Raw genomic sequence first — 23,577 nt, 5'->3', positions numbered from 1 at the left:
CGAAGTCCTGGATGACAGAGTCATGGGTGACAAAGTCATGGGTGGCAGCAATGATTCAGGCGAGCAACCATCGGCCTGACCGCGAGGAGCGCCCACCGTGACGACAACCGAGGCCCGAAATCCAGAGGTCCGCACCGCGTCGGGTGCGGTGCGCGGGCGCCCGGAGGACGGGCTGGCCGTCTTCCGCGGCATCCCGTTCGCCGCGCCACCGGTCGGCGAGGCCCGCTTCCAGGCGCCCCGCCCGCCCGAGGCGTGGGACGGCGTCCGGGACGCGTACGCCTTCGGGCCGCCGCCCCCGCAGGACGCGGCAGGACTGGGCGAGGGCGTCCCACCCGATGTGCCCCTGGGCGACGACTGGCTGACGGTCAACGTCTGGACGCCCGACCCGGATCCGGCCGCCCGCCGCCCGGTCATGGTGTGGATCTACGGCGGTGCCTACAAGATCGGCCACACGGGCAGCCCCGGCTACGACGCCCACCGCATCGCGCGGGACGGCGATGTCGTGGTCGTCACCCTGAACTACCGCGTCGGCATCGAGGGTTTCACCCGCATCGAGGGGGCGCCCGCCAACCGGGGTCTGCTCGACCAGGTCGCCGCGCTGGAGTGGGTACGGGACAACATCACGGCGTTCGGCGGCGACCCCGGTCAGGTGACCGTCTTCGGCGAGTCGGCGGGCGCCGGATCGGTGGCCTCCCTGCTCGCCATGCCGAGCGCGTCCGGGCTGTTCCGGCGGGCCATCGCGCAGAGCGTGCCGGGCACGTACTTCTCCGACGCGCTGGCCCGTGATATCGCGACGGCGATCGCCGCGGAGGCGGGCCTGCGTCCGACGGCCGCCGACCTGTCCGCGGTCGACCCGCGCCGGCTGACCTCGGCGGGCGCGGCACTGGGCGAGAAGATGCTCCAGTACGTCGACAGGTGGGGCCAGGCCGCCCCCACGGTGACCCCGTTCTCCCCGGTGGTCGACGGCGAGGTCCTGCCGGTCACGCCCTGGGAGGCGCTGAAGGCCGGGGCGGGGCGGGACGTGGAACTGGTCGTCGGCCACAACCGGGACGAGTTCCGGCTGTTCCTGGCGATGAGCAGGCAGCTGGGCAGGATCACGGAGGAGCAGGCGCGGGGGGCGCTGCGGATGTTCGCGCCCGCTGCTGCCGGTGACTCGGGTGAAGCCAGGTACCGTGCCGCGTTCCCCGACGCCTCGCCGGGTGAGCTGTTCGAACGCGTCCAGACCGACTGGCTGTTCGGCATGCCGAGTCTCCAGCTGGCCGAGGCGCAGGTCGCGGGCGGCGGCCGGGCCCACGTCTACGAACTGACCTGGTCGGCGCCGGCTCTCTCCGGCGCCATGGGTGCCTGCCACGGCCTCGACATCCCGTTGCTCTTCGGCACGTTCGGCGCCGATCTAGGTCTGCTGCTGTTCGCCGGGGAGGTCACGGCGGAGGCCGAGGCGCTGTCGGCCCGTTTCCGGCAGTCCTGGACGGCGTTCGCGAGGACCGGCGACCCGGGCTGGCCGGCGTATGACACTGAGGCGCGGCTGGTGCAGGTGCTGGACGCGGAGCCGCAGGTCAGGGCGTACCCGGAGGAGACGTCGAGGCGGCTGTGGGAGGGGTACGAGTTCGCGGCGCTGCCGTTGCTGGGGTGAGCGCGGCTCAGAGGTTGCCGAGCGGTTCGATGTCGACGCGTATCGGGGTGCCCCAGACCCGCACCACCTCGTAGTCGGTGAACTCGTGCACCAGCCGGTACGCCATGGCGGCGCGGGGGCCGCGGCGCTGGGCGTTGAGGTACAGCTCGGCCTCGCGCCGGTCCCGGCGCGGGGTTCCGCACAGCTGCCACACCTGTCCGTTCCACAGCTCCGGCAGCCACCGCTGCTGGGGCTGCGGCCGGTCCTCCCGTACGCCGTACCGGGAGGGCGTGGGGTCAGGGGCGTGCGCGGGCGCGGGTCCGTTGATCTCGGAACGCCGGGCCGCCCGCCGCCGGGTCTCGCACAGCAGACACAGGTCGGGGGCGTTCTCGTCGACCGGCCCGTTCGGGTGCTCCGCGCACCGGGTGGAGGGCGCGGCGCCGCTGACGCTGTCGTCCAGCAGGTCCAGGGCGCGCTTGAGGTCGGCCTTGACCTCGTGGAGCTTGGTGTCGGGGGTGTCGGCGGTCAGGGCGTCGCCGTGTTCTCCGAGAACCCGGAGGGCGCGCCCCAGGGCGGTGAGCTGGGCGTGGTTCATGGGGTGCGGCTCCGGTCGTCGCGGGGACCCTGAAAACTGTACACATCTGCGACTGTCGATCTCGTAGGTCAAGCCCCCGCCAGGTGTTGCTGCACCTGGCGGGGGCTGTTCTGTCTCGTTGACTGGGAGAGGGCTCGGCGCGGTGCGGTCGGTGGGTCAGCCCATGCTTTTGGCGCCGTCCAGGGACTCCCGGATGATGTCGGCGTGGCCGGCGTGCTGGGCGGTCTCGGCGATGATGTGCAGCAGCACCCTGCGGGCCGACCACTGGGCCTCGGCCTCGAACCACGGGGCCTTGGGCAGCGGATGCGCGGCGTCCAGGTCGGGCAGGGCGGCGACCAGCTCGTCCGTCCGGTCGGCCGTCTCCGCGTAGGCGGCCAGTACGCCGGCCAGGGTCTCGCCGGGCAGCATCCGGAACTCGTCGGCCCGCCGGGCCCAGTCGGCCTCGGTCATGGCGGTGAAGTCGCCCATCGCCGACGGGCCGTTCTGGATGAAGTCCACCCAGTTGCGTTCCACGGACGTGACGTGCTTGATCAGGCCGCCGAGGCACAGTTCGCTGGCGGTGGTTCGCTGCCCGGCCTGCTCGTCGGTGAGATCGCGGGTGGTGAAGCGCAGGAAGTGCCGCTGCTTGGCCAGCGCCTCCAGCAGGTCGGTGCGCTCGGTGGTGGTCAGGGTGGTGTTCATGGCGTGGGCCCTCCGTGGATTGCCGTTCCGTCGGTAGGGCCTCACGTTAGGAGTCATGTAGGTCAGATCCTGACCTCTTGGTCGCGTCAGGTGCGCTTGAGGTTGTCGACGAACGCGGACCACGCCTCCGGCCGGAACGCGAGCTTCGGGCCGGAGGGGGTTTTTGAGTCGCGGACGGGGATGAGGGTGGGGTTGCCGTCGGCGACTTCGAGGCAGTCATTCCCCCCGCCGCCACTGTAGGTCGACTTGCGCCAGGTGGCCGTGCTCAGGTCGTAATCAGGGGTGTTTGTCATGAGCGTAATCCTGCGCCTTCGCCTCGATCAGGGCCAGGGACTTCTCCGGAGAGAGCGCGGAGGCCGTGAGGAGGTCGAAGGTGAACCTCTGTTGGGCGACTGTGGCCGGGTCGTCCTCCAGTCGTCCTGTGCCGGGCCCCTCGAAGTAGATCAGCGGAGGGGCGTCCTCAAAGTCCATCAGCTTCAGCGAGCCCTCAGTCGCCTTGTGCGCTCCAGCGCTGAACGGCAGGACCTGCACGATGATCCGGCTCCGGCGGGCCAGGCCCGCGACGTGGCGCAGCGCCTCCGCCATCACCGCCCGGCCACCCGTCTCCCGACGCAACACCGCCTCGTCAAGCACCAGCCACAACAACGGCTTTGTTGGGTGGTCCAGCAGACGGGTCCGCACCATTCGGCCTTCGACCCACTCGTCGATGGTTTCCTCCGGCGCCGTCGGATCGTAGGCGCGGTTCACAGCCCGTGCGTACGCGGGCGTCTGGACCAGGCCGGGGATCAGCATCGGCGCGTACTGGCGGATAGCCGTGGCAATCGTCTCCGCCTCCGCCGCCTCGGCGAAGTGCTCGGGGTAGCGGGATTTGTTCGCTGCCCCGCAGTTCCGTTGGAAGAAGTCACCCGTATCCAGCGCCTCGTCCAACAGTCGCGCGTACTCCGGCTGCATCCGTCGTGTCGCCGCCTCCAGCTGGCCGATGAACGACCCGCTCACGAACAACCGTGCCCCCAGGTCCTCCTGGCTCAGTCCGGCCTTCTCCCTGGCGTGACGTAACTCTGCCCCGAGAAGTGCGCGAGGCGAAGACGACGGGTCGAGGTCCTTCGGTCCAGCCATGGCAACTCCCTGTCCGACAGATGAGGTTGTTGGGTCGTCCTGTCTGGCCAGGTTAGAGCCGTACCGGACACGCTGTGTGGTGAACCGTCAACTCAGCGTGGAGGTAGAGAGAGATGGCCGTGCGGGCGACCGAAGAAGTCGTGCGAACCCTGCGGGAGGCCCTCGTCGGCGTCGGCGTCGTCCTGCCGTCGCTGTGCGTGGATCCCGTGACCGGCGCGAGCGACGAGCCGTTCGCCCTGGTGGAGCTGGGGCGCTGCAACGTCCGTACGGCCGAGCGGCTGGCGTCCGTGCTGCGGGGGGAGCGGCCCGCGGTCGGTACGCATGTCGTGGACGTGCGCGACGGGCGGCTCGGGGAGGTCATGGGGCATGTGGGGGGCAGGGTGCAGTTGCGGCCCGTCGCCGGGGGCCGGGAGTGGGACTGTCCGCCGGAGTCGACGGGGCCCGCGCCGCGGGCGGAGGTACTGCGGGCCCGGGTGCGGAGAGTCAACGAGGACGGCCGGCTTCCCTCCTGATCCCGTGGGGTCAGCGGGCCGCCGCCGCCAGCGCCGCGCGCAGATGGCCGCCGGAGTCCTCCAGGAGCCGGGTGGCCGTCGGGCCGTCGACGTCGGCGAGGATCGTCAGGATGGCGGGCTTCACCCTGCCGTCGCTGGCGGCGAGGGCCCGGTCGATCTCGGCGTCGTCCGCGCCCGTGGCGAGGGCGACGATACGGCGGGAGCGGGCGCGGAGCTTGTCGTTGGAGGCGCGGACGTCGACCATCAGGTTCCCGTACGTCTTGCCCAGCCGGATCATCGTGATCGTCGACAGCATGTTGAGGACCAGCTTCTGTGCCGTGCCGGCCTTCAGGCGGGTGGAGCCGGTGAGCAGCTCGGCGCCGACGACGATCTCGATGCCGTGCTCGGCCGCCGCCGCGAGCGCGCTGTCCGCGTTGCAGGCCAGCCCGATGGTCAACGCGCCCTGCGCGCGGGCGTGTTCCACCGCGCTGATGGCGTACGGGGTACGGCCGGACGCGGAGATGCCGACCACCGTGTCGTCCGGGGTCAGCGTGAGCGCGTCGAGGTCGGTCCGCGCCAGCTCCGCCGAGTCCTCGGCGCCCTCGACCGAGGTGGCCAAGGCTGCCGGGCCGCCCGCGATCAGGCCGACGACCTGTGAGGGGTCCGTGTTGAAGGTGGGCGGGCACTCGGAGGCGTCCAGGACGCCCAGCCGCCCCGCGGTACCGGCGCCCGCGTAGATCAGCCGTCCGCCGCGCGCCATCCGCTCGGCGACGGCGTCGACCGCGGCGGCGATCTCCGGCAGCCGCTCGGCGACGGCGCTCGCCACGGAGGCGTCCTCGCCGTTCATGAGGCGGGCGATGTCGAGGGTGGGCAGCCGGTCGATGTCGGCGAGCTCGGGGCGGAAGGCCTCGGTGGTGAGGGACCCCAACTGGGCCTGGAGCTCACGGGGGTCGGAGGTGGAGGTCATGGTGAGGGTCGGCTCTTTCCCAGGTGCGGTGTGATGTCGTACGGACAGGGGCGCGGGGAACTGCGCGACCAGTCGCAGCGGCCCGCAGATCACCACGAACGGTCGGAGCTGCGGTCCGGCTAACGCCGATGCCGATGCCGATGCCGATGCGCCAACGCCTCGTAGGACGCCGACAGCGCGGGCCCCGCCGTCTCGTAGGTCCGCTGCGCCACCCCTACCAGCAGACAGTCCACCACCAGCAGCTGACTGGTCCGCGACGACATCGCCGCCGGCCGAAGTTCACTCTCCCGCGCGGTGGAGGTCGTCAGTACGTGGTCGGCGTACTGCGTCACCGCGGCGTCCGGCCGTCCGGTGATCGCCACCGTCGTCGCCCCGTGTTCGAAGGCGACCCGGAGCGGTTCGATGACGTCGCCGGTCGAGCCGGAGTGCGTGATCGCGATCGCGACGTCCCCCGGGCGCAGCTGCACCGCGGTGGTCACCGCCAGGTGGGGATCGCTGTGCGCGTGGGCGATCAGCCCTATCCGCAGCAGCTTCTGGGTGAGGTCCTGGGCGACCAGCCCGCTGGCCCCGACGCCGTAGACGTCGGTCCGGCGGGCGCCGGCCAGCGCCGTCACGGCCGCCCCGAGCTGCACGGTGTCCAGGCCGGCCGCCGTGTCCGCGAGGGTCTGCTGCTCGTCGTAGGCGAGTTTCGCGACGACGTCGCCGATCGGGTCGTCGACCGCGATGTCCGTCGTGATCGCGGGCGCCCGGCCGGACTGCTGCTGGGCGGCGAGGCCGGCCAGCGCGAGGCGCAGGTCGCGGTAGCCGGGGTAGCCGAGCAGCCGGGCGGTGCGGACCACGGTCGCCTCGCTGGTGCCGGTGAGTTCGGCGAGGCCGGTGACGGTCAGGGCCGCGCAGCCGGCCGGGTCGCTCGCGACGGCCTCGGCGACCCGCTGCATGGAACGGGTCATGGACGGAGCCAGCGTGCGCACCTTGGCGGCGAGGGCGGCGGGGACGGGCGGCGGGCCTCCGCTGCCCTGGCTGAAAACTTCCTTCACTTCACGCGTCACGATTGAAAGATATTTTCGGATCGGTATCTCGGTCAAGAGTGCGCACAATGGGGGCATGGACCGCAGCGACGACCCCAGCGACGACCCCAGTAGTGCGCCCGGCAGCGACCCCATCAGCGACCCCGTCAGCCCCCTGGAGCAGGCGCTGCACGCGGCACGCGCCCTCGTGCTCGCCGACCTGGCCTCCAACGAGGTCGCCGCCGCCGACGTGGTGTCGATGGTCGAGGACTCCGTCGTCCAGCGCCGCTGGTGGGTCGAGCAGTGGCCGGAAGGCGTCGAGTTCGTGGCCGGATTGGTCGCGCAGGACGTGCAGGACGCCCTGCTGGAGGCCTACGGCCGCTGGCCGCTGTGCCCGGTGTGCGGAGCCGGCGACCCGCACGCGCTGGAGGTGGAGCCGGAGCTCGGCCCCGATCCGCGCTGGGTGTGCCACAAGGCGGGGGTGAAGGTCGCGGCGGTCGGCTCGCTGGGGTCCGCCATCGGGGGACCGAGCCCCTCGTGACGGTCTACATCGACCCGCCGACCTGGCCGGGCCACGGACGCATGTGGTCGCACCTCGTCAGCGACGTCTCCTTCGCCGAACTGCACACCTTCGCCGAGCGGTTGGGCGCCCCGCCCCGGGCCTTCGAGCGGGACCACTACGACATCCCGTCCGACCGGTACGCGGACGCGGTGGCGGCGGGCGCGGTGGAGGTCAGCAGCCGGGAGGTGGTCCGGCTGCTGCACGGGGCGGGACTGCGCAGACCGAAGGGGCGGACGCTGCCGCACGGTTCGTGAGCGGGCGGACACTGCCGCGCGGTTCGTGAGCGGGTGGAGTCAGCCCCGTAGTTGGTAGGCCAGCAGCCCCTCGTCGTCGAAGTCCTCGCTGACCTGCCTGAACCCGACGCGGGAGAGCACCGCCTGGGACGGGGCGTTGTCCGCCTCCACGGTCGCGAACAGGGACCGTACGCCGTCCCGGGCCAGCGCCCACTCGCTCAGCGCGCGCAGAGCCTCGGTGGCGTAGCCCTGGCCGCGGGCGCCTTCCACCAGGTCGTAGCCGACCTCGGCCTGGCCCTCCTCGTCCGGTACCCCGTGGAAGCCCATGCCGCCGACCGCGCGGCCGTCGCTCCGCCGTACCAGGGCGAACAGGCCGAACTCCGGGCGGTGCACGCCCGCCTCGTACGCCTTCAGCACCATCCCGGCGGCCTCCAGCGTGCCCTCGAAGGGGCCGCCGTCCAGCCAGTCGAAGCCGCCGTCGCCGCCCGCGCACAGGTCGGCGACGGCCGCGGGGGTGACGCCCTCCAGGGTGAGGCGGTCGGCGGGGAGGACCAGGTTGTTGGACCAGCGCCACTCGGTGACCGGGTCACGGCCGGGCAGCTCACCGCGGCCGGTGGCCCACAGCAGGGTCTGCCAGGGGTCGGGGCCGGGCCGGACGGTCGGGAAGATCCGGGTCAGGACGTACTCGGCGAGCTCGGGGGCCGGCGTGTACGTCAGCCCGAGGCCCTCGGCGATGTCCCGGGTGTGCAGCAGCGTCTCCGCGACGCCCATCGCGGCGAAGCCCTCACGGTTCGCGCTGCGGAAGGGGAACGGGTGGAAGGCGCGCGCCCGGCGGGGTGTGGCGCGGAACGCGGCGACCAGCAGCGCTGCGGCCGTCTCGACGACGTCCAGCAGGCCGTCCTGGTCGGTGCCCTCGTCCAGGGTGATCTCGAAGGGGACGTACGCGTCCCGCGGTCGGCTCGCCAGCTGGCCCGCGTAGGCGAACAGCGCGCCCGCGAGGTGCTCGGCGGTGCGATGGCAGCTCCACTCCAGCCGATCGGCCCGCACCCCGTCCCAGTCCCGGTCCGTCGCCGTCCGCAGCAGCGCCAGCGCGCCCGCGACGGCCTCCTCCACCCGTTCCCCGCCCAAGTCCCTCATGAGGGGCAGGGTATGGGGGCCGGTGTCTCAGGTCGACAGCATTTCCAGCTCGGCGGCCAGGTTGTAGCGGGCCGTCGCCTCCCACTCATCCCGGCCGTGCGGGGTCCGGAACAGCGCGGGCAGGTCGAGGAGTTGGCGCAGGATCGCGGCGCGGCCGTCGCGGAAGGCGTCCGGGGGGACGAAGCCGTACTCCTCGCGGACGGCGGCCGTGTAGGCGGCGTACGCGGCGGGCGGCGCGGCGAGGATCGCCAGGTCGGCGTCGCACAGCACCTGGCCGTCGCGGTCGTCGTCGGCCGGGTCGTGGGTGACGGTGAGACGGACCAGGCGGGCCACCTCGGCCGTCTTCGCGGCGGAGACCCCGGCCTCGGGCAGGGCACGCTCGGCGAGACGGGCCGAGCGTTCCTCGTTCTCGGAGCGGTCGGGGTGGTAGACCGCGTCGTGGAACCAGGCGGCCAGGCGTACGACGTCCGGGTCGGCGGCGTGCTCCTCGAGGACGTCGATGTGGTCGAGCACCGCGGTCAGGTGGGTGAGCGTGTGGTAGCGGCGCTGCGGCTCCTGCCAGCGGGCGAGCAGGTTGTCGGCGTACGGCGCGGGGTCGGGGGCGGGACCGGGGCCGGGCTCGGGGCCGGTGGCCTTGGGGGTGCGGGCTCCTTCCAGGGCGCGGGCGAAGCGGGTGCGCAGGGCGTCGGGGTCGGCCATGGGGCCATTCTCCTCGTGGCACGGGCGGGGTGTGGATCGCGGGGCGTACTCTTAAATTGGACTAGACCTGTTGTCGTCGTTGAACGCCGCCGTTGATTGGGGCCCCATGAGCAACCGTGCAGTCCTGGAGGTGATCGCCCTCGACGTCGAGGACGCGGTCGCCGCTCAGGCCGGAGGCGCGAACCGCCTCGAACTGGTCACCGACATGGCGGCCGACGGGCTGACCCCGTCGCCCGGCACCGTCGCCGGGATCCGGGCGGCCGTCGACATCTCGCTGCGGGTGATGCTGCGGCTGACGGACGGGTTCGCGGCCGGGGGCGACGCCGGGGTGGACCGGGTGGTCCGGGCCGCCGGGGACCTGCGGGAAGCCGGGGCCGAGGAGTTCGTGCTGGGGTTCCTCGACGCGGACGGCGGGGTGGACCTGCCGGCCGTGGAGCGGGTGGTGGGCGTGCTGGACGGTTGCCCGTGGACGTTCCACCGGGCCATCGACCGCGCCGCCGACCGGGACGCGCTGCGCAAGCAGCTGGACGGCCTGCCCGGCCTCGACACGTACCTGACGGCCGGTGCGGCCTCGGGCGTCGACGACGGCCTCCCCACGCTGCTCGCGGAGGCGGCGCGGCGCGGGGAACCGGGGTACGAGCAGCGACTGCTGGTGGGCGGCGGGCTGCGGCTCGATCACGTACCGCGGCTGCTGGCCGCCGGTATCGACGGCTTCCACATCGGCGGGGCGGCGCGGCCGGACGGCTGGGGGCGACCGGTGTCGGTGGACGCGGTGGCGCGGTGGCGGCGGGTGCTGGACGAGGGGTGAGGGGTGGGTGGCGCCACGTGGTGTTGCGGGTGGCACCGCCTGGCGCCATCCGGCGTCATATGGCGCCAGGTGGTGCCATGTGGTGCCACTGAGCCTCGTTCCGTGTCTTCAGAAAGCGGATGCACCAGCGTGGCGTCATGATGGCTCAAGTCGATCCCGTCACGTTTCCCCAGTTCAGAGGTACTCCGTCGATATCCGCTCCACGCAAGGCGCCACTCCCGCTTGCGTATGGCGCCATAGTGCTGCCATGATGGCGTCATGGACCTCACCCCGTATGTCGACACCCTCCGCCGCGAACTCGCGGTGGCCGCCGAGGCCGGCGGCGACGAAGCCCGCGAGCTGGCGGAGAGGCTGACCGCTCCCCTGGAGTCGGCGACCCGGCTGACCATGCTCAACGTGCTTTCCGCCGCGATGGACGAGATCACCCGTGAACTCGCCCCCGGCTCGGTCGACGTACGGCTGCGCGGGCTCGACCCCGACTTCGTGGTGACACCGCCGCCCACCTACGGCGACGCCGCCCCCGCCGAGCCGACCGCGCCCGTCGAACCGCCCAGGGCCCCGGCCCCGGCCGACGGTGACGAGGGCGGCACCGCCCGCGTCAATCTGCGTCTGCCGGCCCACCTCAAGACGCGCGCCGAGGAGGCCGCGAGCCGCGAGGGCCTGTCGGTCAACGCGTGGCTGGTGCGGGCCGTGTCGGCCGCGGTCGACGGCGGCACCCGGCCCCGTACGCCGGAGAAGGTGCAGACCCTCGGACAGAGCTTCACGGGCTGGGTGCGCTAGCCGCGCCCCGCCCGTACCCCTTCACACCCACACCACGTCCCACCAGCGGGGACGGCCCGAAGAGCCAAGAGGACGGGACAGCCATGCCTTCTTTCGACACCTCCGAACCGATCTCGGTCACCGCGCACGTCGGGGCCGGTTCCATCCAGTTCACCGCGGGCGACCGCCTCGACACCGTCGTCGAGGTACGGCCCCGCGACCCGAAGGGCACCAAGGACGTGCGGGCGGCCGAGCAGACCGAGGTCACCTACGCGGGCGGCGTCCTGACCATCAGGACGAAGGAACGCCGCGTGATCGGGCCCACCGGTGCCGTCGACGTGACCGTCGAGCTGCCCACGGACTCGCACGTCGACCTGACCGGCGCCTGGGTCCAGGTCCTCGGTGAGGGACGGCTCGGCGAGGTCCGGGTGAAGAGCTCCACCGGCGATGTCCGCCTCGACACCACCGGCCCGCTGCAACTGACCGTGTCGCACGGTTCGATCACCGTGGACCGGGTCGAGGGCAAGGCCGAGATCACCACCAGCTCCGGCAGTCTGCGCGTCGGCGTCGTCGACGGCCCCGCCGTCCTGAAGAACTCGAACGGCACCACGACCGTCGGTGCCGTGCTGGGTGAGCTGCGGGTGAACGGCGCCAACGGCGGCATCGACATCGCGCGCGCCGAGGCCTCGGTCACCGGCACCGCCACCAACGGCTCCCTTCGCGTCGCCGAAGTCGCCCGCGGGGACGTCCGGTTGGAGACCTCCAACGGACCCATCGAGATCGGCATCCGCGAGGGCACCGCCGCCTGGCTCGACGTCAGCTCCAACCGCGGGCAGGTACGCAACACGCTCACCGCCTCCGAGGCCCCGGCGCAGACCGAGGACACCGTCAAGGTCCACGCGCGGACCAACTGGGGCAACATCGACGTCCGCCGCGCCAAGGCCTGAGCGCCACCTCCCCAACCGGCCCCGCCCGCCGCCCACTTCAGCACCCACCTCAGCCTTCGAAAGGGAGGGCCCCATGCCTTCATCTGTCATGCCCACGTCCAGGCCGGGCGAGGGTCACCCGGCCCCGGCCGCCGTCACCTCCGTCGGTCTGCGCAAGTCGTACGGCGACAAGGTGGTGCTCGACGGCATCGACCTGCGCATCCCGGCCGGCTCGGTCTTCGCGCTGCTCGGCCCGAACGGCGCCGGCAAGACCACCGCGGTGAAGATCCTGTCCACCCTCATCACCGCCGACGGCGGACAGGCCCAGGTCGCCGGCCACGACATCGCCACCTCACCGGACGGAGTGCGCGCCGCGATCGGCGTGACGGGTCAGTTCTCCGCCGTCGACGGGCTGATCACCGGCGAGGAGAACATGCTCCTGATGGCGGACCTGCACCACCTGTCCAAGCGCGAGGGACGCCAGGTCGCCGCCGACCTCCTGGAGAGCTTCGACCTCACCGACGCCGCGAAGAAACCCGCCTCCACCTACTCCGGCGGCATGAAGCGCCGCCTCGACCTCGCCATGACGCTGGTCGGCAATCCGAGGATCATCTTCCTCGACGAGCCCACCACCGGCCTCGACCCACGCTCCCGCCACAACATGTGGGGCATCATCCGCGAGCTCGTCGCCGACGGCGTCACCGTCTTCCTCACCACCCAGTACCTGGAGGAAGCCGACCAGCTCGCCGACCGTATCGCCGTACTCCACGACGGCCGGATCGCGGCCGAGGGCACCGCCGAGGAACTCAAGCGGCTCATCCCCGGCGGGCACATCCGGCTCCGCCTCACCGACCCCGCCGCCTACCGGTCCGCCGCCTCCGCGCTGAGCGAGGTCACCCTCCACTCCCTGCCGCGCCCGGCCGGGAGGACCTCCGGCGACGAGGCGCTCACGCTGCACATCCCCAGCGACGGCAGCCAACGCGAACTGCGCTCCATCCTCGACCTGCTGGACGCGGCCGGCATCGAGGCCGACGAACTGACCGTGCACACCCCCGACCTCGACGACGTCTTCTTCGCCCTGACCGGCCCGGCGGACCTCCCCAGCCAGCCCAACCAGCCCAACCAACTGAAGGAGAACCACCGATGAGCGCCCCCCTGGCCCCCGCCCGCCCGTCCCGGATCTCCCTCGCCGTCCGCGACTCGCACACGATGCTGCGCCGCAACCTGCTGCACGCGTGGCGCTACCCGTCCGCGACGCTGAACCTGCTGCTCACGCCGATCATGATGCTGCTGCTCTTCGTCTACATCTTCGGCGACGTGATGAGCGCGGGCATCGGCGGCGGCGGCGCGGACCGCTCCGACTACATCGCCTACATCGTCCCGGGCATCCTGCTGATGACCGTCGGGAGCACCGTGATCGGGGCCGCGGTGTACGTCTCCATGGACATGTCCGAGGGCCTCATCGCCCGCTTCCGCACGATGGCGGTCTACCGCGGCTCGGTGATCGTCGGACACGTCGTCGGCAGCGTGCTGCAGTGCCTGGCCAGCGCGCTCCTCGTCGGCGCCGTCGGTGTGGCCATCGGGTTCCGGTCCACGGACGCCACCGTCGTGGAGTGGCTGGCGGCGTTCGGGCTGATCGCGCTGTTCGCCCTGTCCCTCACCTGGATCGCGGTCGGGATGGGCATGGCCAGCCCGAACGCCGAGGCCGCCAGCAACATGGCCATGCCGCTGATCCTGCTGCCGCTCATCTCCAGCGCCTTCATCCCGGCCGACACGATGCCGGGCTGGTTCCAGCCGATCGCCGAGTACCAGCCGTTCACACCCGCCATCGAGACCCTGCGCGGCCTGCTGCTCGGGACCGAGATCGGCAACAACGGGTGGATCGCGATCGCCTGGTGCGTGGGCCTGACGGTGCTCGGCTACCGGTGGTCGATGGCGCAGTTCAACCGCGACCCGAAGTAGCCGGTACGACCGCGCGGCCGCCCCTCGGCGAGGGGCGGCCGCGCGTGCTGCCGCCACCCGCCGGGCCCGCCTGTCTCTGTGAACCGGGTCAGTCCGCCAGCTGCGGCGGCAGCGGGGCCGTGTGGGTCACGATCAGGCCCGAGACCGCCCGGGTCAGGGCCACGTAGAGGCGGCGCAGGCCGGTCCGTTCGTCGGGTTCGCCGTCGACCACGGCCCGGGGCTCGTCGAGCACCACATAGTCGTACTCCAGACCCTTGGCCAGGGAAGCCGGGACCAGGGTCAGGCGGGTCTCCCGCGTGGTCTCCTCGCCCGGGGCCAGGTAGCCGATGCCCGCCGCCGTGAGCGCCTCGGCCAGCGCCGGGACACGGGCGTCGGCGGTGATCAGGCCCGTCGAGCCCTCGTTGCGCAGCAACTCCTCGCAGGCGGCGACCACTTCGTCGGTACCGGTGACCGGGCGGACGTCGAAGAAGCCCGGGTTCTCCCGGACCGACGCGACCGGGGTCAGGCCCGGCGCGATGTGGGGGAGCAGCCGGGAGGCGTACGTGATGACGTCGGTCGGGACGCGGAAACCGGCCGTCAGTTCCTCGATGACGCCGTCCGACTTACCGAGGTGGGCCAGCGCCTCGTCCCAACTCCGGGTCGCCCAGGGGGTGGTGCCCTGCGCGAGGTCGCCGAGGACGGTGGCCGAACCGGTGGTGCAGCGGCGGCCGACGGCCCGGTACTGCATGGGGGAGAGGTCCTGCGCCTCGTCCAGCACCACATGGCCCAGGGAGTGGGTGCGCTGGATCAGGTCCTGCGCCTCGTCGACCAGCACCGCGTCCGCGGGCGACCATCTGGCCGACTTGACGCTGCGGACGGGCTTCACCCACAGGATCGTCTTCTGCTCCTCCTCGGTGAGGACGCCCTCAGCGTGCTCGGCGAGGAAGTCCGCGTCCGTGAGCAGACGCAGCACGAGTTTCGCCGGGTCGATGGGCGGCCAGACCTGCTTGACGAGCGCCTTCACCGCCGGGTTGCGGGCCACCGCGTCCTGCACCCGGTCGTCCGGTGCCTCCCCCGCCCGCTCCATCTGCACCAGCACGGCGTGCGCGATGCGCTGCGGGAGGGCCTCGCGGGCGGCGCCGTAGCGGATGCCCCGGCCCAGCAACTCCCGGACGATCTCCTCGACCTCGTACGCGGCGACCCGCCAGCGACGGGAGCCCCGCACCACCACGACCGACTCGGTGGGCATGGTGACATGCGAGTAGGCGGCCCTCCTCAGTACGTCCGCCATTCTCGCGTCGCCCTTGACGACCGCCGCCGCCGCGTCGTCCGTGCCGCGCACCTCGACATGCCCGACCAGGTCGTCGACGGTCGCCTGACTCACCGACAACTCACCCAGCGCGGGCAGCACTTGCTCGATGTAGTGCAGGAAGGACCGGTTCGGCCCGATGACGAGGGTGCCGGTGCGGGCGAGCCGCTCGCGGTGGGCGTACAGGAGGTAGGCGACCCGGTGCAGACCGACGGCGGTCTTCCCGGTGCCGGGTCCTCCCTGCACACAGACCGTCCCGCCCAGTCCGCTGCGGACGATCTCGTCCTGCTCGGGCTGGATGGTCGCCACGATGTCCCGCATCGGGCCGACACGCGGCCGCTCGATCTCCCGCTGGAGCAGTTTGCTCGTCTTCGCCGCCTCGGCCGGGTCCAGCAGATGCTCGTCCTCGTACGCCGTGAGGTCACCGCCGGTGTAGCCGAAGCGGCGGCGCAGCGCGATGTCCATCGGGTCCTTCTTGGAGGCCCGGTAGAACGGCTGCGACACCGGTGCCCGCCAGTCGATGACCATCGGGTCGCCGTCGTGGTCGTGCACGTGCCGCCGCCCGACGTAGAACCGCTCACCCTCCGCACCCTCGGCCTGCTCGGCGCCGGGAGCGTGCAGGTAGTCGAGGCGGCCGAAGAACAGCGGGGTCTCGCTCAGGTCGGCCAGGGCCTTGATGCGGTCGTCGATCTGGCGGGAGAGGACCTCGGCGTTGACCCAGTTCGCGGTGACATCACTGATGTCGAGGGACTCGACGTCCTCCCGCATGGCCCGCAGGGCGGCACGGGAGCCGGCGAGGTGGGAGCGTTCTCGGGCGAGCGGATCGTCGCCAACGGGCGTGGACAAGGCGGTGCCTCCGGTGGACCAGCGGATACAGGGCTGGGAGAAGTGCGGCTGCGAGGTACGCGGCTGCGGAACGCGTGACTGCGAATGCCGCCCGGTTTCCGTCCGGGCGGCCGCACTCCGTACGGGAGGCGGGCAAGAGCGGAGATTCTAGGCGAGCGGGGGAAGCGGGGGCCAATGGATTTTCGCGGACCTGGGCTGCGGGAGCAGAGCGCGCCCGCGGCTCCCCCTGCGCCCCCGCGGCTCCCCCTAGGGGAAGAAGTCAGGGGCCCCCTCCACCCTGAGGCCAGCCCCTCACCCGCAAGTACTACGCGGGGACCACGCGGGTCGGTCCCCCAGACCGATGCCGTCCTTATGCCGGGAGAGCCACCATGGAGGCATGAGCGCAGCAACCATCACCCCAGCTCCGCGCCCGCCCCGGCCGGCCGGTGCCACCCCCGTCCTGGGCAGCCACCGGCACGTCCTCGGTGAGGCCCTGCGTGCCGTCAAGGTGTTCGCGGGCGCCGCTTTCGATGTCGTCGTGCTCGGCGAGTACGGCGAAGAGGCGGGCGTCCGCCGCAGGTGATCGCCGCAGGTGATCGCCGCCCCCGCCGGCTCGCCGTCAGGTGTGGATCAGCTCTCCGTCAGCAGCTCGTCCGCGTCTACGATCCGGTAGGCGTAGCCCTGCTCCGCCAGGAACCGCTGCCGGTGCGCGGCGAAGTCCTGGTCGATGGTGTCGCGGGCGACGACCGAGTAGAAGTGGGCCTGGTGCCCGTCCGCCTTGGGCCGCAGCACCCGACCCAGGCGCTGTGCCTCCTCCTGCCGTGACCCGAAGGTCCCCGACACCTGGATGGCGACCGTCGCCTCCGGCAGGTCGATCGAGAAGTTCGCGACCTTCGACACCACCAGCACGCTGATCTCGCCCTCCCGGAACGCGTCGAAGAGCTTCTCGCGCTGGGCGTTGCTGGTCTCCCCCTTGATCACGGGCGCGTCCAGGTGCTCCCCCAGCTCGTCCAGCTGGTCGATGTACTGCCCGATGACGAGGATCTGCTGCCCGGCGAACCGCCGCACGATCGCCTCGGTCACCTTCCGCTTGGTCGCGGTCGTCGCGCAGAAGCGGTACTTCTCCTCGGTCTCGGCGGTGGCGTACGCGATCCGTTCGGAGTCGGTCAGGTTGACCCGCACCTCGACACAGTCGGCGGGCGCGATGTAGCCCTGCGCCTCGATCTCCTTCCAGGGCGCGTCGAAACGCTTCGGCCCGATGAGGGAGAACACGTCCGACTCGCGCCCGTCCTCACGGACGAGCGTCGCGGTCAGACCGAGCCGCCGCCGGGCCTGCAGATCCGCCGTGAACTTGAAGACCGGCGCGGGCAGCAGGTGCACCTCGTCGTAGAGGATCAGCCCCCAGTCCCGGGAGTCGAACAGTTCCAGGTGCGGGTAGACGCCCTTCCGCCGGGTCGTGAGCACCTGGTACGTGGCGATGGTGACGGGCCGGATCTCCTTCCGGGTCCCGCTGTACTCGCCGATCTCCTCCTCGGTCAGCGACGTCCGCTTCACCAGCTCGTGCTTCCACTGCCGGGCCGACACGGTGTTCGTGACGAGGATGAGAGTGGTCGACTTCGCCTGCGCCATCGCCCCGGCGCCGACGAGCGTCTTGCCGGCCCCGCAGGGCAGGACGACGACGCCGGACCCGCCGTGCCAGAAGTTCTCCACCGCCTGCTTCTGGTACGGCCTGAGGGCCCACCCGTTCTCGGCCAGCTCGATCGCGTGCGCCTCACCGTCGACGTACCCCGCGAGGTCCTCGGCGGGCCAGCCCAGCTTCAGCAGCGTCTGCTTGATCTGCCCGCGCTCGGAGGGGTGCACGGCGACGGTGTCGGGGTCGATGCGGTTGCCGACCAGCGGGGCGATCCGCTTGGAACGCAGCACCTCCTCCAGCACCGGACGGTCGGTGGAGGTGAGCACCAGCCCGTGCGCGGGGTGCTTGCTGAGGGTCAGCCGCCCGTACCGGTCCATCGTCTCGGCGATGTCCACGAGCAGCGCGTGCGGCACCGGATACCGGCTGTACTGCACCAGCGCGTCGACGACCTGCTCGGCGTCGTGCCCGGCCGCCCGGGCGTTCCACAGGCCGAGCGGCGTCACCCGGTAGGTGTGGATGTGCTCGGGGGCCCGCTCCAGCTCCGCGAACGGCGCGATGACCCGACGGCAGTCGTCGGCCTGCTCGTGGTCGACTTCCAGGAGCAGGGTCTTGTCGGACTGGACGATGAGGGGACCATTCACGCGCGGCTGCCTTTCTGCGGTACCTGCGTGGCTCTGCAACGGCTCTGCACGGCCAAACGTCCAGTGTGCCTCAACCGGCGACGATCAAGGTCAGTCGTCCGCGAGCTCCGCGACCCCGGTGATCCGGTGCAGCGGATACGTCCTGACCTCGTCCGCGGTGTGGTCGAAGGCCGTGACGTAGCCGCCCTCGACGCGGATCGGGGCGATGACGCGCTGTGTGGCGGAGCCCTCGGCGTTGACGTAGCCGATCCACAGGGCCTCGCCGGTGAGGACGGCCGCCTGCACGGTCGCGAGGGTCTCGGCGGCACTGGTGCGGGGGAGTTCACCCGAGCCGACCGGGGCGGCGGTGTCCTTGCGGGGCGTGGTGGAGGCGAGGTCACCGGCGCGGATGGCGCGGACCGCGGCGGCGAGCAGGGTCGCGTCCGGGGCCGGGGGACCGTCCGGGACCGGCTCGGGCGCCGTGCGCGGCGGGGTGCGGTGGGCGAGGGCGCGGGTGATCACCACATCGCCCTCGGCGGACTCGGCGGCCGGGGCGAACCCCATCTCGCGCAGACCGTCGAGGAGCGTGGCCGGGTCGGCCTGGGTGGCCAGCACGGTCGGCGCGAGGCGACGCAGCCGCAGGACCCCGGCACGCTTGTCGGCCATGATCTCGTTGAGTATCGCGTCGTCGTCGCAGCGGACGTACGCGGAGGCGGCGCCCACCCGCAGGTGGCCGTGCTTGCGGGCCACGTCGTCGATCAGGTACGCGAGAGGCTGCGGAACCGGCGTACGCGAGTGCGCGGCGAGGAAGGCGTGCAGGTCGGAGGCGGCCCGGCCGGAGTCCAGGGCGCGGCGCACCGACCCGGGCGTGAACCGGTAGACGGTGGCCCCGCCCTTCGACTCCACATCCGCGAGCGCGTCCAGCATCTCCGCCAGCGGGCGCTGGAGCGGGCCCGGCGCCACCGCCGTCAGGTCCGCCTGGAGCAGGACGTGGTCCAGGGGCTCGGGGAGGAGAGGGGCGAGCAGCCGGGCGGCGGTGGCGGAGGCGGTGGCCTGCTCGGCGGGCGAGAGGGGCGCCAGGGGCGGGCGGGGCCCCGCGAGGGGCTGCACGAGGGCCGGGCGATGGTGGACGGGCAGCTTGTCGCCGGGGACGGTCGGGTCGGGGGTCGAGGTGGCGGAGGTGGCCGAGGAGTCGGATGAGGCGGTCGAAGTGGCTGAGGCGGTCGAGGTGTTCGGCACGCCCTCAGCCCCCGGTGCGGGCGCGCCCAGCAGGGCCCGCCCGTGTGCCGACAGCGCGCCCCGGCCCGTCACACCCAGCAGCTCCGCCTCGGACAGGGCCCACCGGGCGAGCCGGGCGCGCAGGTCGTCGTTGCCGCTCGGCTCGCGCGGGGGGACCCCCACCGGGCCGCGCGGCGGGCGCTCCCAGCGCAGCCGGGCGAGCACCGACTCGGCGGACGGGGCCGCGCCCTCCGGAAGCTCCGCCAGCAGGGCCAGCACCCGGTGCCGTACCTCCGGCGCGGCGGAACGGTCGAGCCCCGGCCCGAGCGCCGACAACGCCCGTTCCTTCGCGTCCCGCCCGCCCACCAGACCGGACGTGCGGGTCGCCGTGAGCCAGACCTCCGCGAGGCGGGCCCAGCGCAGGCCCGGGGGCTGCTCCAGCCAGTCGTCGTAGGCCGGGGTCGCCGCGTACCGCTCGGCACTCTCGCCGTCGGAGGCGATCAGCCCGGCCGCGTAGGCGAGTTCCACCCAGAACGCGGCGACCGGCTCGGGCAGGTCCAGGGCGACGGCGGTGCGCTTCAGGTCGCGGACGCTGAGGCCGCCCGCCCGCAGCACCGCCGGGCCGCCCTCGTCCCAGTCCTTCAGCAGTTCCTCGACGGTCGCCAGCGCCGTGTACGCCTGCCCCGCCGCGGTCGCGTCCACAACCTGTGGACGGTGCGTGACGGTGACCTCGACCACCGGCGGCAGCGGCTCGGTGGCGCGGTGCGCGCGCCCGCCCCGCAGGTGCAGGGCCACTTCCCGGGGCAGTACGACCGTCCCGGGCGCCGTCGGCAGCAGCAGCCCCCGGTCCAGGAGCCACCGCAGATGGGTCGCGGGGTCGGCGGTGACCTGCCCGTACGGCGGTCCCCAGACGAGCCGGGCGAGCACCTCCGTGGCGTCCTCGGGGGCACCGGCGAGCAGCTTCGCCATCCGTTTGCGGCTGGTGAACAGCCTGGTGAGCGCGGTGACCGCGGACACCGAGTCGTGCGTCGAGCGGAGCCCGGCCGCCGTCACGATCTCCTGGATACGGCCCGGCGACATGCCCGCCGTCGCCTCCCGCACGGTCGGTCCCAGGCCGGTCGGCGACGGGTGCTGCGGTGAGGGCGCGAGCAGCTCACGGGCCGTGCGGACCAGCCGCAGCCGGTCGTCAGCGCCCCACACCAGGGCCTGTTCGCGCAGGGTGTCCAGGGCCCTGGGCAGCGCGGCGGCGACCGCCGCGTCCTCCTGGTCACCGGCCATCAGACCCAGCAGTTCGGCGTACGACGCCGGGTCCGCCGCCACCGCCAGCGCCTGGGCGGTCTGCGACGTGAACCGGTCCAGCCGTTCCAGGGCCCGGACGACCGACGCGCGGGTGCCGGCGCGGGTCGCGAGCTGGGTGAGGTCGGTCGGCACGGGGGCGATGAGATCGGGACGGGCCCGCAGCAGGGCGGCCAGGGACGCGTCGTCCCGCACGCGGAGTGCCTCTGCGAGGGAACGGGGCGAGGTGGCCGGGGTGCTCATCGAACCCACGTTAGCGGGTGCCCCGGTCCGCCCGGCGTTCGAGGACGAGGCCGTGCGCGCCGAGGCGGGGTCCGCGAGGGCACGCCCGGTGACCCCCGCACCGGCTCCGGACAGCCGCACCGACGCGGTACGGTCATCCAACGGGGTCTCAATGCGCTGCCCCCCGGAGGAACTTCGTGGGTATCGAGAGCGATCAGGTCGTCTACGAGTATCTGAGCCGCGTCGGCGACGTGGCACAGCAGCGTCAGCTGCCGTCGTCCACCCGTATGCGTCTGGTCTCGGAACTGCGCAACGAGATCGACCGGCGACGCGCCAAGGCCCCGGTCGACAGCCCCGCCGCCGTCCGCCGCATCATCGCCCGGCTCGGCAGCCCCCACGAGGTCGTCGACGCGGCGGGTGGCGGCGCCGGCGGCACCGGCACCGGGAGCGCTCCGCAGGCCCCGGCCGCCGCCGTTCCCGTACAGCGAGCCGCGCACGACGAGGCCAGGGAGGCCAGCGGGGACAGCGAGGACACCGGGCGGTCGAAGCGGCTGCGGCGGATGGTGCCGCGCCCGCGCCCCGCCCAGACGTCGGCCGATTCCGCGCCCGACGACCACATGTCCTCCTCGCCGCACCTCGCGGGCGTGGACGAGCTCGGTGACAGCGCGACGCAGCCCGACTGGTGGCGGGTGGACAGCAGCCCCTTCGGAGTGGGGGACAGCGTGCCGGGGTTCGTCGGCGGGGTGGAGATCCCGGAACTGCTCAGGCCCCCGCCGCCGAAGGAGGTCCCCGGGGCGGAGAAGGAGACCGCCGGGCAGACTGCCCCGGCGGTGGAGAAGGCAGCCGGGGTCGGCGAGGCCACGGGGAAGCCCGCGAGGTTCGGGAAGCTCCGGTGGCGGCCCAAGGCGGGGGCCGCGAAGGCCGCGGCCGCGAAGGCCGGGGAGGCCGTCGTGGACGCCCCGCTGCCCGCCCGGCGCCGGTTCCTGCCCGGCGGCGCGGGTGGCTGGAGCAACCCCTTCCTGCTGGTCGCCGCCGGACTCCTGGTCGCCGGTGCCGTCCTCGGCAACTGGATCGCCCTGGTGCTGGGATGGGCCATCGCGTACGCCTCCCGGCGGCTGAGCGACGCCGAGACGAAGTGGGCGGTCATGGTCCTGCCCGGCCTGTCCGTCGCGGCCGGTCTGGTCTGGCTGTGGGGCCGCACCGAGGGCCGCTGGGGCGCCCCCATCGCCGAGGGCCACATGAACGACGCGATCTCCGAGACCTGGCCGTGGGTCGTCCGGGGGGCGGCCGTCGCGTCGGCTCTGTTCCTGGTGTGGCGGTCACAGCGACGGCGGTAGGCGGACGGCGACGGTGGGACGTCGGCCTGGCTGCCGCAGGTCGGCGGTAGGCGGACGGCGGCGCATGCGGCAGGCCGCCACCAGGTGGACGCCTGTCTGTCACCGGCCCTGGGCACAATGGCCCCTATGGCCTCGACGACCGAACCCGCATCCTCCGCCTCTCCCGCGTTCTCCGCTCCGACCGTCGGTTTCGACCTCGACATGACCCTCATCGACTCCCGGCCCGGCATCCGCGCCTGCTTCCTGGCGCTGGCCGAACGCACCGGGACGTACATCGACGCCGACCTGGCGGTCACGAGGCTGGGCCCGCCGCTCGCCCAGGAGCTGGCCCACTGGTTCCCGGCGGACCAGCTCGCGGCCATGGGTGACCTCTACCGGTCGATGTACCCGGCGATAGCCATCGAGCCGACGACCGCGCTGCCCGGCGCCCGCGAGGCGATCGCGGCGGTGCGCACCGCCGGTGGGCGGGCGGTCGTCGTCACCGCCAAGCACGAACCCAACGCCAAGCTGCACCTGGAGTACCTCGGCATCGAACCGGACGCGGTCGTCGGCGACCTGTGGGCCGAGCAGAAGGCGGAGGCACTGCGCGAACACGAGGCCGGCGTCTACGTCGGCGACCACGTCGGGGACATCCGGGGCGCCCGGGCCGCCGACGCCCTCTCCGTGGCCGTCGCCACCGGCCCGTGCGACACCGCCGAACTGACCGAGGCCGGCGCCGACGTGGTCCTCGCCGACCTCACCGAGTTCCCGGCCTGGCTCTCCGCCTACCGAGAGACCCGCGCCTGACGGCGCCCCGCCGCGATCGACCGCAGCATTCCCGCGGCGGCGAGGACGAAGCCGACGCCCATGAGCATGCTCAGGCCGAACATGTACGTCGGAAAGGGCGTCGTACCGAGGAGGAACGGGGCCACCGTGACGAGTGTGGCCACGGCACCGATGAAGAACACCAGCGCACCGGCGCGGATCAGTCGGTCACCGGGCTCGGCGGAATTCGTTTGGGTTTTGTCGCGCACCGGACCAGGGTAGTTCCCTGCGCGAAGGAACAAGCCGGTGACGTCTTGTCACCGGCTTGGAGACCATTAGCCTTGGTACCGGCGGGTCCCGACGACCCGCCCAAGTGCTATCCAGAGCCGTTTCAGAGCAGTTTTCCGACGAGTACGAGGACGAGGACAGGCATGCCTACCGGCAAGGTCAAGTGGTTCAACGGCGAGAAGGGCTTCGGCTTTCTCTCCCGCGACGACGGCGGTGACGTCTTCGTCCATTCCTCGGTCCTCCCCGCCGGAGTCGAGATGCTCAAGCCCGGTCAACGGGTGGAGTTCGGAGTGGTCGCCGGACAACGCGGTGACCAGGCGCTTTCGGTCGTGATTCTCGACCCGACGCCGTCGGTCGCGGCCGCCACGCGCAGGAAACCGGACGAACTCGCGTCCATCGTCCAGGATCTGACAACACTTCTCGAGAACATCACACCGATGCTGGAGAAGGGCCGTTACCCCGACAAGGCCTCCGGCGCGAAGATCGCGGGCCTGCTGCGCGCGGTCGCCGACCAGTTGGACGTGTGAGACCGCGTCTGCCGGACGTGTGAA

The 23,577-nt window shown here is 72.5% G+C and carries 25 protein-coding genes; 13 read left to right on the top strand and 12 right to left on the bottom strand.

Annotated elements, in window-relative coordinates:
• Positions 1-97: 97 nt before the first annotated feature.
• The gene (locus tag ACFYRY_RS21780; protein WP_389147874.1) at positions 98-1,633 is read left to right on the top strand and encodes a carboxylesterase/lipase family protein; all 1,536 of its coding nucleotides are present in this window, start codon (positions 98-100) and stop codon (positions 1,631-1,633) included.
• A 7-nt stretch (positions 1,634-1,640) separates the two neighbouring features.
• Here ACFYRY_RS21780 and ACFYRY_RS21775 read toward each other — a convergent pair whose 3' ends face one another.
• From ACFYRY_RS21775 to ACFYRY_RS21760, 4 genes are all read right to left on the bottom strand, one after another.
• A complete protein-coding gene (locus tag ACFYRY_RS21775; RefSeq protein WP_389147872.1) occupies positions 1,641-2,207 on the bottom strand; it encodes a hypothetical protein in 567 nt (188 codons plus the stop codon).
• 156 nt (positions 2,208-2,363) lie between these two features.
• Positions 2,364-2,888 carry a DinB family protein gene (locus ACFYRY_RS21770; RefSeq protein ID WP_389147869.1) on the bottom strand — a complete coding sequence of 175 codons (525 nt, stop codon included), beginning with the start codon at positions 2,886-2,888 and terminating at the stop codon, positions 2,364-2,366.
• An 86-nt stretch (positions 2,889-2,974) separates the two neighbouring features.
• Positions 2,975-3,181 (bottom strand): DUF397 domain-containing protein, encoded by a 207-nt coding sequence (locus tag ACFYRY_RS21765; RefSeq protein ID WP_389147866.1) that lies wholly within the window; start codon positions 3,179-3,181, stop codon positions 2,975-2,977.
• Positions 3,165-4,004, bottom strand: coding sequence for a Scr1 family TA system antitoxin-like transcriptional regulator (locus tag ACFYRY_RS21760; RefSeq protein WP_389147863.1), 840 nt, complete (start codon positions 4,002-4,004; stop codon positions 3,165-3,167). Before ACFYRY_RS21760 ends, ACFYRY_RS21765 begins: the two co-directional genes overlap by 17 nt.
• Before the next feature lie 119 nt (positions 4,005-4,123).
• Between ACFYRY_RS21760 and ACFYRY_RS21755 the strand changes: the two genes are divergently transcribed.
• Positions 4,124-4,516, top strand: coding sequence for a hypothetical protein (locus tag ACFYRY_RS21755; protein WP_389148397.1), 393 nt, complete (start codon positions 4,124-4,126; stop codon positions 4,514-4,516).
• A gap of 10 nt (positions 4,517-4,526) precedes the next feature.
• Here ACFYRY_RS21755 and murQ read toward each other — a convergent pair whose 3' ends face one another.
• Positions 4,527-5,462, bottom strand: a complete 936-nt coding sequence (gene murQ / locus ACFYRY_RS21750; RefSeq protein WP_389147860.1) for an N-acetylmuramic acid 6-phosphate etherase — start codon at positions 5,460-5,462, stop codon at positions 4,527-4,529.
• A 119-nt stretch (positions 5,463-5,581) separates the two neighbouring features.
• Positions 5,582-6,511 (bottom strand): MurR/RpiR family transcriptional regulator, encoded by a 930-nt coding sequence (locus tag ACFYRY_RS21745; RefSeq protein WP_389147857.1) that lies wholly within the window; start codon positions 6,509-6,511, stop codon positions 5,582-5,584.
• 55 nt (positions 6,512-6,566) lie between these two features.
• Between ACFYRY_RS21745 and ACFYRY_RS21740 the strand changes: the two genes are divergently transcribed.
• Entirely contained in the window at positions 6,567-7,010 is a 444-nt protein-coding gene (locus ACFYRY_RS21740; RefSeq protein ID WP_389147854.1) for a hypothetical protein, read from the top strand.
• Entirely contained in the window at positions 7,007-7,285 is a 279-nt protein-coding gene (locus ACFYRY_RS21735) for a DUF4031 domain-containing protein (protein WP_389147851.1), read from the top strand. Before ACFYRY_RS21740 ends, ACFYRY_RS21735 begins: the two co-directional genes overlap by 4 nt.
• Positions 7,286-7,324: 39 nt before the next feature.
• Here the strand turns inward: ACFYRY_RS21735 and ACFYRY_RS21730 are convergent, their stop codons facing one another.
• Entirely contained in the window at positions 7,325-8,401 is a 1,077-nt protein-coding gene (locus ACFYRY_RS21730) for a GNAT family N-acetyltransferase (RefSeq protein WP_389147848.1), read from the bottom strand.
• Positions 8,402-8,428: 27 nt separating this feature from the next.
• Entirely contained in the window at positions 8,429-9,100 is a 672-nt protein-coding gene (locus ACFYRY_RS21725) for a hypothetical protein (RefSeq protein WP_389147846.1), read from the bottom strand.
• 106 nt (positions 9,101-9,206) lie between these two features.
• Here ACFYRY_RS21725 and ACFYRY_RS21720 point away from each other — a divergent pair, with 106 nt between their 5' ends.
• From ACFYRY_RS21720 to ACFYRY_RS21700, 5 genes are all read left to right on the top strand, one after another.
• A complete protein-coding gene (locus ACFYRY_RS21720) occupies positions 9,207-9,908 on the top strand; it encodes a copper homeostasis protein CutC (protein ID WP_389147843.1) in 702 nt (233 codons plus the stop codon).
• 258 nt (positions 9,909-10,166) lie between these two features.
• On the top strand, positions 10,167-10,688 hold the full coding sequence (locus tag ACFYRY_RS21715; RefSeq protein WP_389147840.1) for a hypothetical protein: 522 nt from the start codon (positions 10,167-10,169) through the stop codon (positions 10,686-10,688).
• An 83-nt stretch (positions 10,689-10,771) separates the two neighbouring features.
• On the top strand, positions 10,772-11,614 hold the full coding sequence (locus tag ACFYRY_RS21710) for a DUF4097 domain-containing protein (RefSeq protein ID WP_389147837.1): 843 nt from the start codon (positions 10,772-10,774) through the stop codon (positions 11,612-11,614).
• Between the two features lie 73 nt (positions 11,615-11,687).
• Positions 11,688-12,740, top strand: coding sequence for an ATP-binding cassette domain-containing protein (locus ACFYRY_RS21705; RefSeq protein ID WP_389147834.1), 1,053 nt, complete (start codon positions 11,688-11,690; stop codon positions 12,738-12,740).
• Positions 12,737-13,555, top strand: a complete 819-nt coding sequence (locus ACFYRY_RS21700; protein ID WP_389147831.1) for an ABC transporter permease — start codon at positions 12,737-12,739, stop codon at positions 13,553-13,555. Before ACFYRY_RS21705 ends, ACFYRY_RS21700 begins: the two co-directional genes overlap by 4 nt.
• A gap of 88 nt (positions 13,556-13,643) precedes the next feature.
• Here ACFYRY_RS21700 and ACFYRY_RS21695 read toward each other — a convergent pair whose 3' ends face one another.
• Complete coding sequence (locus tag ACFYRY_RS21695; RefSeq protein ID WP_389147828.1) at positions 13,644-15,689, bottom strand: HelD family protein; 2,046 nt, start codon at positions 15,687-15,689, stop codon at positions 13,644-13,646.
• Between the two features lie 376 nt (positions 15,690-16,065).
• Between ACFYRY_RS21695 and ACFYRY_RS21690 the strand changes: the two genes are divergently transcribed.
• Complete coding sequence (locus ACFYRY_RS21690; RefSeq protein ID WP_356767605.1) at positions 16,066-16,251, top strand: hypothetical protein; 186 nt, start codon at positions 16,066-16,068, stop codon at positions 16,249-16,251.
• Positions 16,252-16,298: 47 nt separating this feature from the next.
• Here ACFYRY_RS21690 and ACFYRY_RS21685 read toward each other — a convergent pair whose 3' ends face one another.
• Both ACFYRY_RS21685 and ACFYRY_RS21680 read right to left on the bottom strand, forming a co-directional pair.
• On the bottom strand, positions 16,299-17,942 hold the full coding sequence (locus ACFYRY_RS21685) for a DNA repair helicase XPB (RefSeq protein ID WP_389147825.1): 1,644 nt from the start codon (positions 17,940-17,942) through the stop codon (positions 16,299-16,301).
• Positions 17,943-18,032: 90 nt separating this feature from the next.
• Positions 18,033-20,678: a helicase-associated domain-containing protein gene (locus ACFYRY_RS21680; RefSeq protein WP_389147822.1), complete on the bottom strand. Its 2,646-nt coding sequence runs from the start codon at positions 20,676-20,678 to the stop codon at positions 18,033-18,035.
• Between the two features lie 176 nt (positions 20,679-20,854).
• Here ACFYRY_RS21680 and ACFYRY_RS21675 point away from each other — a divergent pair, with 176 nt between their 5' ends.
• Positions 20,855-21,994, top strand: coding sequence for a hypothetical protein (locus ACFYRY_RS21675; protein ID WP_389147819.1), 1,140 nt, complete (start codon positions 20,855-20,857; stop codon positions 21,992-21,994).
• A gap of 126 nt (positions 21,995-22,120) precedes the next feature.
• Positions 22,121-22,780, top strand: coding sequence for an HAD family hydrolase (locus ACFYRY_RS21670; protein WP_389147816.1), 660 nt, complete (start codon positions 22,121-22,123; stop codon positions 22,778-22,780).
• On the opposite strand, the gene ACFYRY_RS21665 is transcribed toward ACFYRY_RS21670, so the two are convergent.
• A complete protein-coding gene (locus ACFYRY_RS21665; protein WP_389147813.1) occupies positions 22,759-23,007 on the bottom strand; it encodes a hypothetical protein in 249 nt (82 codons plus the stop codon). The two genes, ACFYRY_RS21670 and ACFYRY_RS21665, sit on opposite strands and share 22 nt — an antisense overlap.
• Positions 23,008-23,169: 162 nt before the next feature.
• Here ACFYRY_RS21665 and ACFYRY_RS21660 point away from each other — a divergent pair, with 162 nt between their 5' ends.
• A complete protein-coding gene (locus ACFYRY_RS21660; protein ID WP_389147810.1) occupies positions 23,170-23,553 on the top strand; it encodes a cold-shock protein in 384 nt (127 codons plus the stop codon).
• Positions 23,554-23,577 lie beyond the last annotated feature (24 nt).

It is taken from the genome of Streptomyces sp. NPDC005263, assembly GCF_042872365.1.
Classification (GTDB): Bacteria; Actinomycetota; Actinomycetes; order Streptomycetales; family Streptomycetaceae; genus Streptomyces.
The sequence above is the reverse complement of the archived record's forward strand: the minus strand, read 5'-3'. Positions and strand labels throughout refer to the sequence as shown.

Excerpts from the sequence above, each read along its gene's own strand:
- ACFYRY_RS21775 (WP_389147872.1), bottom strand. The coding sequence starts at position 2,207 with ATGAACCACGCCCAGCTCACCGCCCTGGGGCGCGCCCTCCGGGTTCTC.
- ACFYRY_RS21770 (WP_389147869.1), bottom strand. The coding sequence starts at position 2,888 with ATGAACACCACCCTGACCACCACCGAGCGCACCGACCTGCTGGAGGCG.
- ACFYRY_RS21765 (WP_389147866.1), bottom strand. The coding sequence starts at position 3,181 with ATGACAAACACCCCTGATTACGACCTGAGCACGGCCACCTGGCGCAAG.
- ACFYRY_RS21760 (WP_389147863.1), bottom strand. The coding sequence starts at position 4,004 with ATGGCTGGACCGAAGGACCTCGACCCGTCGTCTTCGCCTCGCGCACTT.
- murQ (WP_389147860.1), bottom strand. The coding sequence starts at position 5,462 with ATGACCTCCACCTCCGACCCCCGTGAGCTCCAGGCCCAGTTGGGGTCC.
- ACFYRY_RS21740 (WP_389147854.1), top strand. The coding sequence starts at position 6,567 with ATGGACCGCAGCGACGACCCCAGCGACGACCCCAGTAGTGCGCCCGGC.
- ACFYRY_RS21730 (WP_389147848.1), bottom strand. The coding sequence starts at position 8,401 with ATGAGGGACTTGGGCGGGGAACGGGTGGAGGAGGCCGTCGCGGGCGCG.
- ACFYRY_RS21725 (WP_389147846.1), bottom strand. The coding sequence starts at position 9,100 with ATGGCCGACCCCGACGCCCTGCGCACCCGCTTCGCCCGCGCCCTGGAA.
- ACFYRY_RS21720 (WP_389147843.1), top strand. The coding sequence starts at position 9,207 with ATGAGCAACCGTGCAGTCCTGGAGGTGATCGCCCTCGACGTCGAGGAC.
- ACFYRY_RS21715 (WP_389147840.1), top strand. The coding sequence starts at position 10,167 with ATGGACCTCACCCCGTATGTCGACACCCTCCGCCGCGAACTCGCGGTG.
- ACFYRY_RS21710 (WP_389147837.1), top strand. The coding sequence starts at position 10,772 with ATGCCTTCTTTCGACACCTCCGAACCGATCTCGGTCACCGCGCACGTC.
- ACFYRY_RS21705 (WP_389147834.1), top strand. The coding sequence starts at position 11,688 with ATGCCTTCATCTGTCATGCCCACGTCCAGGCCGGGCGAGGGTCACCCG.
- ACFYRY_RS21700 (WP_389147831.1), top strand. The coding sequence starts at position 12,737 with ATGAGCGCCCCCCTGGCCCCCGCCCGCCCGTCCCGGATCTCCCTCGCC.
- ACFYRY_RS21690 (WP_356767605.1), top strand. The coding sequence starts at position 16,066 with ATGAGCGCAGCAACCATCACCCCAGCTCCGCGCCCGCCCCGGCCGGCC.
- ACFYRY_RS21680 (WP_389147822.1), bottom strand. The coding sequence starts at position 20,678 with ATGAGCACCCCGGCCACCTCGCCCCGTTCCCTCGCAGAGGCACTCCGC.
- ACFYRY_RS21670 (WP_389147816.1), top strand. The coding sequence starts at position 22,121 with ATGGCCTCGACGACCGAACCCGCATCCTCCGCCTCTCCCGCGTTCTCC.
- ACFYRY_RS21660 (WP_389147810.1), top strand. The coding sequence starts at position 23,170 with ATGCCTACCGGCAAGGTCAAGTGGTTCAACGGCGAGAAGGGCTTCGGC.